Raw genomic sequence first — 18494 nt, 5'->3', positions numbered from 1 at the left:
GTTAATAATAAATAAGCCGCATTTAAACGCGGCTTATTTATACTTAAAATGTTTGTATTATTTATCTTTCGCTAAGTCTAATGGCTTAGGCTCATGAGCTGGTACGTCAAAGTTTTCTTCTGTAATAATCGCATCCATACTTTCACCTTTTTCAGCGAATGCTGCTGCGAGCTTATCAGTGTCTAACTCTTTTTCCCAACGAGCAACCACGATACAAGCACAAGCGTTACCTACTAAGTTAGTTAACGCACGACATTCTGACATGAAGCGGTCGATACCAAGGATTAGAGCCATACCTGCAACTGGGATACTTGGTACAACCATTAGTGTAGCTGCTAAAGTAATAAAGCCTGCACCCGTAACACCAGCCGCACCTTTAGAACTTATCATCGCGACTAATAGTAGCGAAATCTGCTCCCAAATTGTGAGCTCAATATTGGTTGCTTGCGCGATGAATAATGCCGCCATTGTCATGTAAATATTAGTACCATCGAGGTTGAATGAGTAACCTGTTGGGATCACTAAACCTACAACTGATTTTTCACAACCAGCATGCTCCATTTTTCTCATTAAAGTCGGTAATGCAGCTTCTGAAGAAGACGTCCCTAATACTAACCAAAGTTCATCTTTGATGTATTTGATTAATTGTATAATGGAAAAACCATTATATTTTGCAACTGCTCCTAACACCAACAAAACAAACAATAGTGAAGTGATGTAGAAAGTCATAATCAGCATCATTAAGTTGCCGATAGAGGAAATACCATATTTACCAATAGTAAATGCCATTGCACCGAAGGCACCAATAGGTGCGAGTTTCATCAGCATAGCAACCATTTTAAATACAGGCTCAGAGAAGTTTTGTAGCAGTTTAACAATAGGTTCGCCATGCTTGCCTATAGAAGCAAGGGCTAGACCAAAAATAACTGCAATAAACAAGACTTGAAGAATATTGCCGTTAACTAATGGGCTAATAACAGTGTCAGGAATAATATTCATCAAAAAGCCAACGATAGAAGACTCGTGAGCTTTTTCAACATAACCAGCTACTTTGCTGCCATCGAGTGAAGCTGGGTCGATGTTAAGTCCATCTCCTGGACGAATAATATTAGCAACAATGAGGCCAATGATAAGTGCGATGGTTGAAAAGGTAATGAAGTAGAGCATTGCCTTTCCAGCGACGCTACCTACCGCCTTCATATTTGTCATTCCTGCGATACCAGTTACTACCGTTAAGAAAATAACTGGAGCAATGATCATTTTAACAATCTTGATGAATGCATCACCGAGAGGTTTTAATGATTCACCTATATCTGGCCAAAAATGTCCGAGTGCAATACCTAACACAATCGCGACAATAACTTGTACATATAGGATTTTATATAGTGGTTGCTTTATCATGTTTCGCATAAATCTTCTCTGTGAAATATTGCATAACTGCAATTTATAATTATTAAGTTATGAGATCTTTTTTATAGGGAATGATGAGTTGGGTAACAATTGAGCCATGGCAGAGGGGGAATCATCCTGAAAGCCATTAACCGGATATATCCAAAATCAAGGCGAAGATTATCATTATTGTTGGTTATTATAAAATGACTAAAGTCACATAATTGATAGTGAAGTTGAATAAAAGTAAATAAATTGTACCAATTGTTGTTTCTCGATGATTATTTAAAATAGAAGATTAGTTATTTGAGTGATTAATTATTAAAAATAAAGAGGGAATGGGCTTGAATCGTAGCTGCGGAGAATTAGTTGCAGAAAATCTTAGTTGGACTTAATAATTGAAGTGAAATAAACAAATGTTATTTTAATAATGGATAACATAAAAATAAATATATTTAGATGAAATTTTATTATTGATATTGAGATTAACTATTAAAAGAATGGCTGGGGTACCAGGATTCGAACCTGGGAATGCCAGGATCAAAACCTGGTGCCTTACCGCTTGGCGATACCCCAATCTAAATTTGACTTGCCGAGGGCAAAATGGTGCGGGAGGCGAGACTTGAACTCGCACACCTTACGGCGCCAGAACCTAAATCTGGTGCGTCTACCAATTTCGCCACTCCCGCAATTTATGGTGGCTATGACGGGATTCGAACCTGTGACCCCAACATTATGAGTGTTGTGCTCTAACCAGCTGAGCTACATAGCCATATACAGTTAAGTTAAATATTAAAATACTGTATGGGATTTTTTACTACTTTAGAAGAGCAGAATATGGCTGGGGTACCAGGATTCGAACCTGGGAATGCCAGGATCAAAACCTGGTGCCTTACCGCTTGGCGATACCCCATCCGAGGGATTCTTCTAAATTTTTTGATTTAAGATGGCTGGGGTACCAGGATTCGAACCTGGGAATGCCAGGATCAAAACCTGGTGCCTTACCGCTTGGCGATACCCCAATCTTAAATTCAATTACCGAGAAGGAAATGGTGCGGGAGGCGAGACTTGAACTCGCACACCTTGCGGCGCCAGAACCTAAATCTGGTGCGTCTACCAATTTCGCCACTCCCGCAAAATAATGGTGGCTATGACGGGATTCGAACCTGTGACCCCAACATTATGAGTGTTGTGCTCTAACCAGCTGAGCTACATAGCCATCTCTTTTTTGCATTACCTTCGTCGGCGTTGCGGGGCGCATTATGCTAATTACAGCTGATTCAGTCAACTGCTTTTTTCACTATTTTTGTGAAAACACGTCCGTTTGTTTGATGAGTAATCATTTTGTCGATAAAGTCAGCAAAAAACAAGCTGGTAATTAAAAAAACTGTGACATGTCACGCTAGGTTAATTGTCGTTGTCCTGACATGGCAAGCTCAATAGTTATTTAGAATTGCTCTTTTCACGGTTCACGGTTGGTGAAGATTATCAAATAAAAAAATAGCGTTTATCGGCAAATTTAATCAACGGATCCCTGTCTGTTTCATTGTGTGTCACTAAAATAATTCAAAATGCATGATCTGCAACAGATAAAACTGTATTTGTGAATGTAGGTAAGGGGGACTTTCACAGGGTATCCAACGATAATTGTAACATGGTGTATACCGCTTAATTATAATGGAATTCTAAGGGCAAACACTAAGGCTGGGGGGTTACATTAACCAGCCCCAGTAAGTTATCTGTAACCGATAACGTTAATTAGCTATCGAGTAGCTTTTGAAGTAATTCACCGTTGAGCATTGCGCGTTTAGTGAGTGCGAAAGCGCCTATGGCTGAGTTATGAACTAATTGAGAAGTGACGACAGGCAAATTATCTCGGAAGCCTTTTAAGGCTTGAGTATCAATACAACTTTGAATCGCAGGAAGTAATATTTGATCTGCTTCAGTGATATCACCAGCAATAACCACCTTTTCGGGATTAAATAAATTTATTGAGATAGCCACTGCTTTACCAATTTGGCGACCAACGTGTTGAATGACTTCAGTCGCTAGTGGGTCATTTTTATTAGCAGCTTGGCAAATATGGTGAATAGAGCACTCTTCAGGAGTTAGTGAGCTGGTAAAACCTTGTTCAAGGCGTTGTTTTACACGGTTTTCAATGGCTTGGTTTGAAGCGATAGTTTCGAGACAACCAAAGTTACCGCAATGACATAGGTCGCCGAGAGGATCAACTTGGATATGGCCAATTTCCCCGAGGTTTCCACGGCGGTTCAATAATATTTCTTTATTAATCACAAGCCCCGCGCCAGCACCTCGGTGGATGCGTACAAGAAGCGAATCTTCACAATCCCTTGTTGCGCCAAAGTAGCATTCGGCTAATGCAAGACTACGAATATCGTGCCCAACGTAACAAGTCAGTTGAAAGTGTGCTTTTAGGTTATCAACCAAATGCCAATTATCCACTTTGATATGAGGCATATAGTGGACGATGCCATTATGTGGATTGACTAGACCCGGTAAGATCACGGATATCGCAATAAGCTCTTTAATACGCCTCTGGTTGAAAGTGATAAAGTCTTCGATAGCAGCGATAAGTTTTTGCTCTACGGCCTGTTGAGAGAGCTCTGAGAGAGGATAGTGTGCATCTATGAGAAGTTTGCCACTTAAGTCATAAAGGGCGATAGTTGCATCATAGCGCCCTAGGCGCACCCCAATCGTATGGAAGTTTTTATACTCAGATACGATAGATATAGCTCGACGGCCTCCGGTGGAGGCCTGCTGATCGACTTCTTTAATTAAGCCGCGTTCGAGTAACTGACGAGTAATTTTAGTGACACTTGCGGGTGCAAGTTGGCTATGTTCTGCTATCTGGATCCGAGATATTGGGCCTTGTTGGTCGATTAGGCTGTATACCACGGCACTGTTGAGTTGTTTTACCAGATCAATATTACCAATTTGCTTTAGCGAGTGACTATGGTTCATCAGCTATATACTCATTTTTTGTAGACTTCCTCGCCATTCACGTAAGTTGAAAGAACTTGGAAATCGTGGTTAAAAGCAGTTAAGTTTGCAATTTTCCCCGGAGCAATTGAACCTAAACTGGATTCAACGCCAATGGCTCTAGCCGGATACAAGGTTGCCATTCTTAAAGTTTCATCTAATGCGATACCGACATGTTCGACTGTGTTTTTAACCGCTTCAATCATTGTTAGTGAAGATCCACTAAGTGTTCCGTTCTCATCTACACACAATCCATCACGATAGTATATGGTTTTGCCAGCGAAGATAAAATGATCCATTTCACCAGTTTGAGGATTAATTCCGGCAGGCGCGGTTGCGTCCGTAACTAAAACTAATTTATCACCTTTCAAGTGTTTGCTGTTACGAATATTTGCCCATTGAACATGAAGGCCATCTGCGATGATGCCAGCATACACTTCAGGCGTATCATAAATAGCGCCAACTAATCCTGGACCTCTTCCTGAAATATAAGGCATTGCATTAAACAGGTGAGTTGAAAAACGAATGCCAGCTTTAAACCCAAGGCGCGCTTCTTCATAGGTTGAGTTTGAATGGCCGGCAGAAACAATAATACCTGCATCAGTAAGTTGACGAATATATGGTTCATCTACCATCTCTGGCGCTAAGGTAACTTTGGTAATTGCATTGGAATGAGCAGCTAAGTAATCCATCATTTCAGCTGATGGTTTACGGATAAATTCAGGGTTATGTGTGCCTTTCTTGATGACGTTGATGTAAGGGCCTTCCAAGTGCAAGCCCAATGCCTGATTACGATGTGTTTCTAAGTATTCACTCATGACTTCAATGCCATGCTTCATCAATTCATCAGAACAAGTAATTAAGGTAGGAAGATAGCTAGTACACCCTGTACGTTCATTGGCTTTTTGCATTATATCAAGATGCTTCAATGTCACATTTTCTTTATTGTCATTGAATTGAACACCGCCGCAGCCGTTGACTTGTAAATCAATAAAACCAGGAGACAGAATCGCACCTTGTAAATCACGCTGTTCGATATTGGTAGGAAGTTCTGCTATAGGGCAAATATCTTTAATCAGGTTGCCATCAATAATGACAGCATGGTTATCTAATCTTTCATGACCTGTATAAATAATACAATGGGTTAGTGCATACATGGTATTTAGCTCCTGACCAAACAAAGGGTCACCGACCAGCCTTAGCTGATCGGGTGATCGAATTATTATTGGTTAAATTTTTCGATGATATCTGATTCTAACTGACTGAAATATTTAAGTATTTTTACTTTTAATTCAAGCGTTGCTGGCTCATCACAAACAATTAATGCTTTTTGATGCAATTGCACACAGCTAATAGTCCATAAGTGATTAACGGAACCTTCTACTGCTGCTTGAACAGCATTTGCTTTATTAGCGCCTGTCGCCAGAACCATAAGTTCTTCAGCATCTAATAATGTTGCAACACCAACGGTGAGTGCGAATTTAGGTACTTGATTAACATCGTTATCAAAGAAACGAGAGTTAGCGAGACGAGTTTCTGGTGTTAACGTCTTGATACGAGTACGGGAACTTAATGATGAGCCAGGTTCATTGAATGCAATGTGACCATCATTACCGACGCCGCCCATAAATAAATTGATTTTACCGTAGGATTTTATTTTATCTTCATAGCGTTGGCATTCCGCATTAACATCGGGTGCATTACCATTGAGTAAATTAATATTTTCTTTTTTGATATCAACATGATTGAAAAAGTTTTCAAACATAAAGGTATGATAGCTTTGTGGGTGACTTTCAGGAATACCTACATATTCATCCATATTGAAAGTGACGACATGCTTAAAGCTAACTTTGCCTGCTTGGTACAACGCAATCAGCGCTTTGTAAGTTGCAAGAGGTGTGCCACCTGTTGGCAAACCTAATACAAATGGTCGCTCTGCTGTCGGATTGAACTCATTGATTTTATCTGCGATATACTGTGCAGACCAAATCCCAACGTCGTGAGCATTTTTTAATGGGAGAAGCCTCATGTTACTTTACCTCTAATCTAAGCCTATGAAATCTATAATATGTGCCCTGATTTTACTCAATAAGCATATACTCGTCATACTTCAAGTCACATAGCGTATTTAGTAGCATACTAAGTTACCAAAATCATAGTGTTATCAATATTTATTGGAATATCTTAGTTAGTTACCTACATACACTTAACTGATGTTGAGTATAGAAAATTTCAGGGAGCACAGATTCTCTATTAGCTATACAGCTAAATCCAGTGGATAAGTTATTTTTAATCATAAAATAAGTTTCGAATAATAGCCACTAATTTAGACTGGCTACTAATATTATCATTGATATTTATCACAAATTACACCTATTTATTTTGCAACGCGAAAGAATTCATTTAGACTATGAAATTGCTACTCTTAGTCACCTAATCTATTTATTATGATGGTGCATGAACAATAAGATCCTGTAAATGGGACTATAACTGAGCTATATAACTGGGCAATAAAGGGGGAGTTTGTGAATATTCTTAGCTACTTACAGCGGATCGGCAGGGCACTGATGGTGCCTGTGGCAGTCCTACCTGCCGCCGCAATCCTCATGGGGATTGGTTATTGGATAGACCCAGATGGCTGGGGAGCCAATAGTGCAATCGCAGCTTTACTGATTAAATCTGGTGCGGCAATTATCGACAATATGTCCGTACTATTTGCGATTGGTGTGGCTTATGGCATGTCAAAAGATAAAGACGGTGCAGCCGCACTCACTGGTTTTGTCGGTTTTCTTGTTGTAACAACACTGTGTTCACCAGCTTCTTATTCAATGATAATGAATGTCCCGATTGAACATGTTCCCGCGGCGTTCGGAAAAATTAATAACCAGTTTGTTGGTATTCTTGTGGGTGTGCTTTCGGCTGAATTGTATAATCGCTACAGCGGTGTCGAGCTCCCTAAAGCATTGTCATTCTTCAGTGGGCGTCGTCTTGTACCAATCCTAACTTCTTTCCTAATGATCTTCCTTGCCTTCATACTGATGTATGTATGGCCACTCGTTTATAATGCACTCGTTTCATTCGGTGAGAGTATTAAAGATTTAGGTTCAGTTGGTGCAGGTATCTATGCATTCTTTAACCGCTTATTAATTCCAGTTGGTCTACACCACGCGTTAAACTCTGTATTCTGGTTTGACGTCGCGGGTATCAATGATATTCCTAACTTCCTTGGCGGCGCAAAATCGATTGAAGAAGGGTTAGCAACCCCAGGTATCACGGGGCGTTACCAAGCTGGTTTCTTCCCAATCATGATGTTTGGTTTACCGGGTGCGGCATTAGCTATCTATCACTGTGCACGTCCTGAAAATAAAGCAAAAGTTGCTGGTATTATGATCGCAGGTGCATTTGCTGCGTTCTTCACTGGTATCACTGAGCCATTAGAATTCTCATTCATGTTCGTGGCCCCAGTACTGTACGTTATTCACGCCTTATTGACAGGTATCTCTGTTTATATTGCTGCAACGATGGAGTGGATCTCAGGATTTGGCTTTAGTGCGGGTCTAGTCGATATGTTGCTGCAATCACGTAACCCACTGGCAATACGTTGGTGGATGTTGATTGTTCAAGGTTTGGTATTCTTCGGCATTTATTATGTCATCTTCAGTTTCATGATCCGTAAATTCAATTTATTGACTCCGGGGCGTGAGGTGACTGCGGGTGATGAAACAGTTGATGGTTATGATGAAAATCTTAGCCCAACAGATAATACAGATACTGATATCCAAAAAGATGCTCGGCAATATGTTGTCGCCGTCGGTGGTAGTGACAATATTACCAATATTGATGCTTGTATTACTCGCCTACGTTTAAGTGTGAAAGATGCCAGCATTGTTAATGATGCAATGGCTAAGCGTCTTGGTGCATCAGGCGTTATCCGTCTGAATAAACAAAGTGTTCAAGTTATTGTCGGTACGCGTGCTGAACTCATTGCAAGTGCGATGAAAGATGTGATGGCGAAAGGTATTATTGTGGGCTCTGCGCCAGTCATTACTGCTGCTACCACAGAAAAAACCAGCGAATCTGTAAAAGCAAAAGGTGAGGTAATTCTTTCTCTTGTTGCACCTGTTAGCGGTGAAGTTTATTCACTTGAAGATGTCCCTGATGAAGCATTCTCTAGCCGTATCGTAGGTGATGGTATTGCTATTAAGCCAACGAGTGATGAAGTATTAGCTCCAGCTTCTGGAACAGTTGTGAAGATTTTCGAAACTAACCATGCATTCTGTATTGAAACAGATAATGGTGTTGAGTTAATTGTTCATATGGGAATTGATACAGTTGCATTGAAAGGTCAAGGTTGCGCACGTTTAGTTGAGGAAGGTAGCGAAGTGAAAGCGGGTACACCAATTCTTAAACTGGATATTGCTTTCCTAGAAGCTAATGCAAAATCAATGATTAGCCCTGTAATTATCAGTAATATTGATGATTTTGCTGGTGTTGAAATTTTAGCAAAAGGTCATGTCATAGCGGGGGAAACCGTTATTTACAATGTGCTGAAATAATATCATCCGATAATCATAGCATTGATAATAAAGAGAGGGAGGCGATAAGCCTCCCTTTTTTGCGTTCTATTATTTTAGCCAATAACTTATTCAACCAATAAAGTTTGGCGAAATTTCATAATAGATTGTCAAGTATGCATAAGTCAGCCTCGCTTCTCCTCGATAAGATGATTCCTCGCTGTTTATTTTGAATACCTTATATTGAAAGCATTGACGATATATAACCCATTTGAAGCACTTAGCTCTTATGTGTTTTGAATTTATTTTATCGGGATAACGTTGATTGCTGCGGTTATGTTATTCGAATTACTTTGAGTATAAAAATATCCTCATTTATGGAGATTCCTTGTGACCTTGCTGCTTTGTTTTTTTGGATTTATTTCTGGGATCACGACGGCCTTATTTGGGTTCGGTGGTGGTTTTATTACGGTTCCATTGCTTTATGCGCTTATTACTCTGGTATGGGGACCTGCAAGTTATACGGGACAGGTCGCAATGCAAATCGCGGTTGCAACCTCAACATGTGTAATGATTGTTTCTGCCTCAATATCTAGTCGAGCACATTACATCAAAGGAAATTTAAATTGGAGCATCATTCGTTCCTTTATTATTCCTATTTCAATTGGTGGAATTTTAGGTGCATTCACTGCACTCTCTGTAGAGAGTATTTGGATCCGTTGGATATTTATCGGTTATCTAATTATTACGATTTTAGATTGTTTTATCCGTCCTGGTTTTATGAGAATAGATTCGAATGTTATCAAACCATCAAATAGAAGTTTATTTGCCGATACCCCAATAGGAATTATCATTGGTGCTGTGGCTGCTTTTTTAGGGGTAGGCGGAAGTGTTATGACTGTACCTTTAATGAGGCGTCGTGGTGCAAGCATGATTCAAGCTGCTGCTATTGCAAATCCACTAACTTTACCGATGGCAATTACGGGAACGTTGACTTACCTTTACTTTGCTTTTACTAAGCAGATTGAACTAGGTGAAGGGTTCATTGGGATGATCTATATTAAGGCGGCATTAATTCTTATTACAACCTCATGGTTAGGTATCCGTTTTGCTAGTTTATTGATGCCATACTTAAATGATAATCGTCATGCACAAAGTTACCCTTTACTTCTTTTCATTGTGCTATGTGTCATGTTGTTAACTTAATTAATAATTTCAATAGCCGGTTTCTTATGGCGTGCTGAAAATAAAAGATTTTAATCATTTCTTCGTTAATCCCCTCATAAATAAAACAACTGATTGACCAAGTACACTTACGGTGGAATAAACGGTGGTCAATCAGTTAAATAATTAACTCTAAATGAGAGTGGTTATGGCATTTAAATCTTTCATCGTGGCTCAATTAATTTTAAAGATTGTTGAGCTTACATAAAATCGATATCGATGACTAGAAGATAACACACTTGATTAAGTATTAGCACTTATAGTAAGTGTAAAATACTGAGAATTCCCATTATCTTGACTTTATTTTTCAACTAATGCAGAATTGTTTTTTTAAAATAATTTGATAACCTTGATCTTCATTACAATTATTTAACAATTCATTATCATTTAATTGACATTTAACATCTTAAAACCATACTAGCTAATCCACAGATTAGAAATACTTCAATTATTTGAAGCCTCAACTTCAAGTATCAACAGTATAAAAATGGGAAAAAAGCATGTTAAAAAAAATGAATCTCTTCATGTTCAGTATGCTAGTTCTTAATATAGGCACTACAAACGCCGCTTCTGAAAGCTATCCAACTAATTATCAACACATTGTTGATGCTGCCAAAAAAGAAGGCAAAGTCGTTATTTATTCCACTACGGATACTGCAGCCGCAGCTCCTATCATTAAAGGTTTTGAGGCTCTCTATCCAGGGATCTCAGTCGAATATAATGATATGAATAGTACTGAGCTATATAACCGCTATATCAGTGAGCAAGCATCGTTTAGTGGAAGTGGTGACGTCGTATGGAGCTCAGCAATGGATACTGCGCTAAAACTCGCGAAAGATTATGCTCTTCCCTACAAATCACCTGAAGCAGGTAAACTACCTTCGTGGGCAGTATGGCAAGATAGCGCTTATGGAACGACCTATGAGCCATTGATATTTATCTATAATAAGCGTTTGATCAAAGAGGATGAAGTGCCTAAATCTCATGCTGATTTAGCTTCTCTTATCAAATCACAGCCAGAGCGTTTTAAGAATAAAGTCACCACTTATGATATCGAAAAGTCTGCAGTAGGTTTTATGCTATCAGTCGAAGATATGAAAAATGACCCTCAATACTTTGAGCACTTAAAAGATATTGCCAGTGCGGGAATGGTAGTTCAGTCGTCAACTGGCACTATGCTGGAGCGTGTCTCTTCAGGTGAAAATCTAATTGGTTACAATATATTGGAACCTTACGCTAAAAACCGCGCTATAAAAGATCCTTCTCTTGGGATCGCCTATCCCAAGGATTACACCTTAGTACTGTCACGAGTAAGCTTTATTAGCAAACAGGCTAAGCATTCGAATGCAGCTAAGCTATGGCTAGACTATTTATTGTCACAAAAAGGGCAGGATATTTTAGCTAATCAGTCTAATCTCACCTCTATTCGTGATGATATCTCCGGAGATAACGACATAGACGGCATGACAAAGCTGCTCGGTAGTGCGTTAAAACCAATCCCTATAGATATAAGCTTATTAGAGTATCTAGAGCAGAATAAGCGTCTGGATTACCTGAAAAAATGGCGAGCGACTACCGGTAAATAATTCGTCGTTGGTTTAGCGGTAAAGCTCAAGGCCTTTATCGCTAATATCTTCCTTTGCTATGGGGTTTTTCGCCTATGTATGATGCATTATGCAGAATAAGGCAGAGTTTACCGCGTGGGATTGTAGTGCTATTAACCGCATTATGTATCTACGGGCCACTCGCGCTTATTGTTACTCAAAGCTTTTTATCAGCACCATTTTTCTCTCCAGATAAAGCAATTAGTCTGGATGCATATCGCTTTGTTTTTAATGATCCTGATTTTTATAAGGCGCTGAAAAGTGGGTTTATTTTAGCTTTCGGTTTAGTGGTGATTGTTATTCCATTGGGCGGTATCCTTGCGTTTTTGATTGTTAGGTGCGACCTTCCATGTCGTCGCTGGATTGAACCTATGATTTTGGTGCCAGTATTTGTGTCACCGATGGTCTTAGGTTTTGGTTATGTGGTTGCTGCGGGTCCTGTTGGGCTTTTTTCGCTGTGGGTACAGGATCTCATTGGCTTTGTACCATGGAACATTTATTCAATGACCAGCATCGTGATTATTGCAGGGTTAACGCATGTTCCTCACGCCTATCTGTATATTTCATCGGCTTTACGTAATATGGGGTCTGATGTTGAAGAGGCGGCACGTATTTCTGGTGCTTCTCCGATCCAAATAATGTTATCAGTCAGTTTACCAATGGTAAGACCGGCAATTCTTTATGCAACTCTATTGCTGTTTTTCCTTGGATTAGAAGTGTTTGGTTTGATGTTAGTATTGGGCGACCCTGAAGGGAACTTGGTACTCGCAACCTATCTATATAAACTTACCAATAAGCTTGGGATCCCGTCATATCATTTAATGGCTGTCGTTGCCGTCGTTTTGATTAGCATCACCATACCATTAATTATGCTTCAACGCCGTTTGATGCGAACCAGTAACAGATTTGTGACTATAAAAGGGAAAGCCTCATCATCTCATGTGCTGCCACTAGGTAAATGGCGCTGGATATCTTTTGGCTTTGTTACCCTATGGTTAATCGTGACTATTTTTGTTCCACTCACTGGTATCTTACTACGAGCGTTCGTTTCTAATTGGGGGGTTGGTGTCCCAATAATCGAGCTACTATCACTAGATACCTTCAGGACTGTCTTTTCTCAGCCTAACCTTATCAGAGCAATAATAAACTCGGTGGCTATCGGGATTTTTGGTGGTGCGCTTGCGGTTATCTGTTACACCTTTATTAGTTTGGCAATGCATCGAAAACCTGACCGCGTAACCCAGTTTCTTGACTATAGCGTTTTAGTGCCACGAGCAGTTCCAGGGATATTGGCTGGCTTGGCATTCTTATGGGTGTTCTTGTTTACACCGATGTGGATGGATAAATCGCTAGCTAATGGCTATATGTCAATTATCCCTGGCTCGGAATGGATAAGAGAAAACGTGGTCGTTTGGATGCGAGCCGCTCGTAATACCATTTTTAGCGTATGGTTAGCATATACCGTGGTGTGGTTAGCCTATGGCCTGAGGCTCATTTCATCAGCACTGCTACAGGTGGGTACTGAACTAGAAGAAGCAGCTCGTAGTACTGGAGCTAGACGTGGCCAAGTTACTCGACATATCACCGTTCCTTTGGCTCGTTACGGGCTCATTGGTTCATGGTTATTGATGTTTTTGATTTTTGAACGTGAATATTCTACGGGGGTCTACTTGCTTTCGCCCGGCACTGAAACTATCGGTTCAATGTTAGTTTCTCTGTGGGCTACTGGTGCGGTTGATATCGTAGCTGCCTTATCGTTTATCAATATTGTTTTGGTCTTGATTGGGTTAGGTATAGCCCTGCGCTTTGGAGTAAAAATGAATGACTGAACTTACAGTAGAGAACTTACATTTAGATTACGGCACTAATCCGGTATTGAAAGGTGTGTCAATGGAGCTAAACAAAGGAGAGGTTGTCACACTATTGGGACCATCAGGGAGTGGGAAAACGACGCTATTACGTGCGGTTGCAGGGTTGGAAAAACCATGTAAAGGGCGTATAACACTTGGAAATCGTGTTATTTATGAAGGAAGTACAGGCAACGAAGTCTTGGTTGAAGATCGTAATTTGGGATTAGTTTTCCAATCTTATGCCTTATGGCCGCATATGACTATTTTCGACAATATTGCTTATCCACTAAAATTACGTAAGACCTCTTCTGTAGAGATAAAACAACGAGTTCAGGCCGTATTAGATCAGCTTGGGCTAGGTAATTTAGGTCAGCGCTATCCTCATCAACTATCTGGTGGGCAACAGCAACGTGTTGCTATAGGACGCGGGCTAATTTATAACCCTCCAGTACTTTTATTGGATGAGCCACTCTCTAACTTGGATGCTAAATTACGGGAAGAGGCTAGAGTATTCTTGCGTGGCTTAATCGTTGAACTTAATTTATCCGCTCTGATGGTAACTCATGATCAAAATGAAGCGATGGCAATATCCGATCGTATTTTGCTGCTAAATAATGGCGTTATTGAACAGCAAGGCACTCCACAGGATATGTATGCAACACCTAAATCGCTATTTACCGCTGAATTTATGGGAAGTAATAATCGACTTAACGGCCAAGTTTGCGAATTAAAAGAGGGTTATGTTCGTATTCAAGGTACTGGTTGGGCTCTATGGGGAAAACCAGTAAGTGATTTGGTTTTAAATCAAAATGTTACGGTGATTATTCGAGTGGAGCAGGTGAAACTCAATGATAATACTGAAGATAATTCGTTGGAACGACCTTTAGTAACGAAAATGTATCTGGGAAGTCACTGGGAATATTTATTTCGTGAAGCGGATGAAACTTCACCGGCTTTACGGGCCTTTAGTGTTCAACAACATTATGAAGGTGTGTGCCGTTTATCGATGCCAAAGGATCAGGTCTGGGTATTTGCCCAAAATTAGTACTTAAATAATATTTTACATTATTGTTAATTTAAATATTGCTTTTTAGCTTTAACGCCAGCACTAGGGATTTTATTATTATAATAGTTCAATATGAATATTTGTTTTCTATTTATAGAATATAGCCTTCAATCACATTAGTTATTTGAAAAGTTAGTTATAGTTAAATAAATTATTTATTGGAGGTTAACTATGAAATTTAAATCAATTGCTATATTGAGTTCGTCTTTATTATTCATTAGTTCATCTTATGTTTTTGCCACTGAGTTAATAGTTGGAACATATAACATAGATGCTAAAGTTATTGGTAATCATGATGCTCAACGAGATTTGATGATAAATGAAAATGTGACTATATTTGGATTGCAAGAAATCAACTATAAAAATAAACGTTTTTCAGATAAGAATATAGTTTCATACAATCCAATAGATAGTTTTATACGTAAGTATTATAAATATTTTTATTATGGTAATGCGGTGGACTTTTCTCATGGTGGATATGGTATAGCGACAATATCGAAGTTACCAATAAAAGAGGAAAGTACTCATAAATTAGTTTTAAATAAGATATCAAATGATTATTCAAAAGATTTTGAAGATATTTATAGAGCATATGACCCATCGAAAAAACAAACTGTAGATGCGCTTGATGGAATGTGGGGGAAAGAAGGCATTGTAACAAAAGGTGTTATGGAGCCTCGTGTCTATACCAGAGTAGTAATTCAACAAGATAACAAACAAATTGCTTTCTATAACACGCATTTGAGTTTTGAATCAAAGCAAGTTAGAAGTGAACAAATGAAGCAAATAATGAATGCTATGGAAAAAGATCCAATTAAATATAAAGTGTTAGTGGGTGATTTTAATGCTGACCAATCTACGCTGGAATGGGATATTTGGAAAGATAAATTTTACTTAGTTAATGGAAAAGATAACATCTGGTATGATACTTTTCTTGGTGTGGATCCATCAATGAATGTTAATAGTGTTGATAATATTATTGTATCAAAAAACATTAATATAAAGTCATTTAAGCGAATAGATTCTCATTTATCAGACCATGTACCATTAATTGCGACTTTAGAATTGAAGTAACAATGGTAGGAAATATGAGTCGATGATAAAAAACTGGCTGATAAGTATCGATAAGCTATATTCTAAATAATAGGAATTGTAGCTAGGTGTTAAATAAATAATTTGCTAGTCACATAAATAACTATGTGACTAGCATGAATGAGCGTAGTCAATAAACTGCAATTTAAAGCATAGCCAGTATGTATGCTTCGGGCCACTGATAAAATAATCGAGCTATTCAATGATTCATAGGAATAAAATTATAGTATGTTAGATATACTTTTAATATTAAATTATTTTATTATTTTTGAATGATAAATTTAATTGTTATATTAAAAGTATATCTTAATTTTCTGTGTATACTATTAAAAATAAGGTCATTTATTTTCATTATTGCTTCTTGAGCCTACTAACAAACAAAATACCTTACTCAATTCCTATCCTTTTCTAAATAAGCAACCATACTGAAGCTTACTTTGCTACAGCTAGGTGAGTTTCTATCTATGTATAGATTACCTGTCTTAGCTCGATAACTAACCTCTCGACTTCTTTATTATTGATTACTAATTGAAATTTGAATGATGTCATAATCATTTGATAGTCATATAAGTTAGATGTGAACAGTGAAAATACAGTAACCAACTGAAAATAAATATTTTTTTGTAAGTAACAAAGGCGGTGATAAAGATTTTTTGCTACAAAACGTGACATGTCACACTACATCTTTAATCAGCTAATTATGCTGTCATCAACGCAATGATGACGTAATCAATTACAATCCAATTTGAAGTAAAACGACAGGCTTTCGTGGCACATAACATAATATGGCTTAAAAAACATAAACCAAATTTAAGTTAACAAATTCGTATTTTTTCTCGCTGGCAAACAAAGTGAGCCTATAGGGGATAGTAAATTATATGATGGCGTGGGTAGCTAAACACGGCTTTATACTGATACAGCTTGAAGTATGAGCGGAGCAAATAATCAAACGGTTGTTTCCTGATGAATTATGGTAGAATATATCCCGCTATTACGCGCTTTTGGCATTGAGGAATGATGACAATGAATGAGGCAGATGCTCGCCCAACAAATTTTATACGTCAGATCATAGATGAAGATCTGGCGAGCGGAAAACACACTTCGGTGCAAACACGTTTTCCACCTGAACCTAATGGCTATTTACACATTGGTCATGCAAAATCAATTTGCCTGAATTTTGGTATAGCGCAAGATTATCAGGGACAATGTAATTTACGTTTTGATGATACCAACCCAGTGAAAGAAGATGTTGAATATGTTAACTCAATTCAACATGATGTTCAGTGGCTTGGTTTCCAATGGAGCGGGAAAGTTCACTACTCTTCTGACTACTTTGATACCCTGTATCAATATGCTATTGAGCTGATCAACAAAGGCTTAGCTTACGTTGATGAGCTAAGCGCAGAGCAAATTCGTGAGTACCGCGGTACGCTGAAAGAGCCGGGCAAAAATAGCCCATATCGCGATCGCAGTGTTGAAGAAAACTTAGCGCTGTTTGAAAAAATGCGTGCTGGTGGTTTTGAAGAAGGTAAAGCTTGCTTACGCGCCAAAATTGACATGGCATCACCTTTCATCGTAATGCGTGATCCTGTTATTTACCGTATCAAATTTGCTGAACACCACCAGTCTGGTAATAAATGGTGTATTTATCCAATGTATGACTTCACGCATTGTATTTCTGATGCGTTAGAAGGCATTACACATTCACTGTGTACATTGGAGTTCCAAGACAACCGCCGTCTGTATGACTGGGTGTTAGATAACATCACTATTGATTGCCATCCGCGTCAATATGAGTTCTCGCGTTTAAATCTTGAATACACCGTGATGTCTAAGCGTAAGCTCAATCAATTAGTAACTGATAAATTGGTTGATGGCTGGGATGACCCACGTATGCCAACAATTTCAGGCTTACGTCGTCGTGGCTATACTTCAGCGTCTATCCGTGAATTCTGTCAACGTATAGGCGTCACCAAGCAGGATAACAACGTTGAAATGGCTTCACTAGAATCTTGTATTCGTGATGACCTTAACGAAAGTGCTCCACGTGCAATGGCGGTTATCGATCCAGTTCGTTTAGTGATTGAGAACATGGCTGTAGGCGAAGAGATTTTAACTGCGCCAAACCACCCAGATAATCCAGATATGGGCACTCGTGAAGTTCCATTTAGTAACGAATTATATATCGACCGCGCAGACTTTCGTGAAGAGGCTAATCGCCAATACAAGCGTTTAGTTCTCGGTAAAGAAGTGCGTTTACGCAATGCTTATATTATTAAGGCTGAGCGCGTAGAGAAAGATGCACAAGGTAATATCACCACGATTTACTGCACCTATGATCCAGAAACATTGAATAAAAACCCAACAGATGGCCGTAAGGTGAAAGGTGTTATTCATTGGGTCAGTGCGGCACAGGCTCTGCCAGCTGAAATTCGTCTGTACGATCGCCTGTTTACGGTGCCAAACCCAGCGGCAGAAGATGATTTCTTGTCAGTGATCAACCCAGAGTCTCTGGTTATTCGTCAAGGTTTCGTCGAGCCAAGCCTGCGTGATGCAGCAACGGATAAACCTTATCAGTTTGAGCGTGAAGGCTATTTCTGTGCAGATAATCGCTTAAGTAACACTGATAAATTAGTGTTTAACCGTACCGTAGGGTTGCGTGATACTTGGGCTAGTAAGCTCGAGAACCAATAATCCCTCGATTCCTCGTCATACTTCGAACTGCAGATGCGTTGGTTTCATTAAGCTACCCGAA

Annotated in this window: 11 protein-coding genes and 7 tRNA genes; 7 read left to right on the top strand and 11 right to left on the bottom strand. The window is 39.1% G+C overall.

The genetic code is table 11. From position 1 onward, the window contains the following. Positions 1–57 precede the first annotated feature (57 nt). The 11 genes from OOA_RS10405 to nagB form a co-directional block, all read right to left on the bottom strand. Positions 58–1410, bottom strand: coding sequence for a dicarboxylate/amino acid:cation symporter (locus OOA_RS10405; RefSeq protein WP_008912109.1), 1353 nt, complete (start codon positions 1408–1410; stop codon positions 58–60). Positions 1411–1890: 480 nt separating this feature from the next. Continuing rightward, a tRNA-Gln gene (locus OOA_RS10400) sits at positions 1891–1965 on the bottom strand. Between the two features lie 28 nt (positions 1966–1993). Beyond that, positions 1994–2078, bottom strand: a tRNA-Leu gene (locus OOA_RS10395). Between the two features lie 6 nt (positions 2079–2084). Beyond that, a tRNA-Met gene (locus tag OOA_RS10390) sits at positions 2085–2161 on the bottom strand. 66 nt (positions 2162–2227) lie between these two features. Continuing rightward, positions 2228–2302, bottom strand: a tRNA-Gln gene (locus OOA_RS10385). Positions 2303–2336: 34 nt separating this feature from the next. Next, positions 2337–2411 (bottom strand) — tRNA-Gln (locus tag OOA_RS10380). A gap of 28 nt (positions 2412–2439) precedes the next feature. Continuing rightward, positions 2440–2524: transfer RNA gene (locus OOA_RS10375), tRNA-Leu, on the bottom strand. A 7-nt stretch (positions 2525–2531) separates the two neighbouring features. Continuing rightward, positions 2532–2608: transfer RNA gene (locus tag OOA_RS10370), tRNA-Met, on the bottom strand. 539 nt (positions 2609–3147) lie between these two features. After that, positions 3148–4371 (bottom strand): DNA-binding transcriptional regulator NagC, encoded by a 1224-nt coding sequence (gene nagC, locus OOA_RS10365; protein ID WP_008912108.1) that lies wholly within the window; start codon positions 4369–4371, stop codon positions 3148–3150. A gap of 11 nt (positions 4372–4382) precedes the next feature. Further along, complete coding sequence (nagA, locus tag OOA_RS10360) at positions 4383–5546, bottom strand: N-acetylglucosamine-6-phosphate deacetylase (protein ID WP_008912107.1); 1164 nt, start codon at positions 5544–5546, stop codon at positions 4383–4385. Positions 5547–5611: 65 nt separating this feature from the next. After that, on the bottom strand, positions 5612–6418 hold the full coding sequence (gene nagB / locus OOA_RS10355) for a glucosamine-6-phosphate deaminase (protein WP_008912106.1): 807 nt from the start codon (positions 6416–6418) through the stop codon (positions 5612–5614). A 496-nt stretch (positions 6419–6914) separates the two neighbouring features. On the opposite strand from nagB, the gene nagE reads away from it, so the two are divergent. The 7 genes from nagE (at position 6915) to glnS (ending at position 18433) form a co-directional block, all read left to right on the top strand. After that, positions 6915–8945, top strand: a complete 2031-nt coding sequence (gene nagE, locus OOA_RS10350; protein ID WP_008912105.1) for an N-acetylglucosamine-specific PTS transporter subunit IIBC — start codon at positions 6915–6917, stop codon at positions 8943–8945. Between the two features lie 348 nt (positions 8946–9293). Then, entirely contained in the window at positions 9294–10109 is an 816-nt protein-coding gene (locus OOA_RS10345) for a sulfite exporter TauE/SafE family protein (protein WP_008912104.1), read from the top strand. 518 nt (positions 10110–10627) lie between these two features. Next, positions 10628–11713, top strand: coding sequence for an ABC transporter substrate-binding protein (locus OOA_RS10340; protein ID WP_008912103.1), 1086 nt, complete (start codon positions 10628–10630; stop codon positions 11711–11713). A 74-nt stretch (positions 11714–11787) separates the two neighbouring features. Further along, complete coding sequence (locus OOA_RS10335; RefSeq protein WP_008912102.1) at positions 11788–13560, top strand: ABC transporter permease; 1773 nt, start codon at positions 11788–11790, stop codon at positions 13558–13560. Next, on the top strand, positions 13553–14626 hold the full coding sequence (locus OOA_RS10330; RefSeq protein WP_008912101.1) for an ABC transporter ATP-binding protein: 1074 nt from the start codon (positions 13553–13555) through the stop codon (positions 14624–14626). Before OOA_RS10335 ends, OOA_RS10330 begins: the two co-directional genes overlap by 8 nt. 192 nt (positions 14627–14818) lie before the next feature. Beyond that, positions 14819–15721: an endonuclease/exonuclease/phosphatase family protein gene (locus OOA_RS10325; RefSeq protein ID WP_008912100.1), complete on the top strand. Its 903-nt coding sequence runs from the start codon at positions 14819–14821 to the stop codon at positions 15719–15721. A 1041-nt stretch (positions 15722–16762) separates the two neighbouring features. Next, on the top strand, positions 16763–18433 hold the full coding sequence (gene glnS / locus OOA_RS10320; RefSeq protein WP_008912099.1) for a glutamine--tRNA ligase: 1671 nt from the start codon (positions 16763–16765) through the stop codon (positions 18431–18433). Positions 18434–18494: the final 61 nt, after the last annotated feature.

It is taken from the genome of Providencia burhodogranariea DSM 19968, assembly GCF_000314855.2.
Lineage (GTDB): Bacteria > Pseudomonadota > Gammaproteobacteria > Enterobacterales > Enterobacteriaceae > Providencia > Providencia burhodogranariea.
Note: the sequence above shows the minus strand (reverse complement) of the source record. Positions and strands in the feature narration are given on the sequence as shown.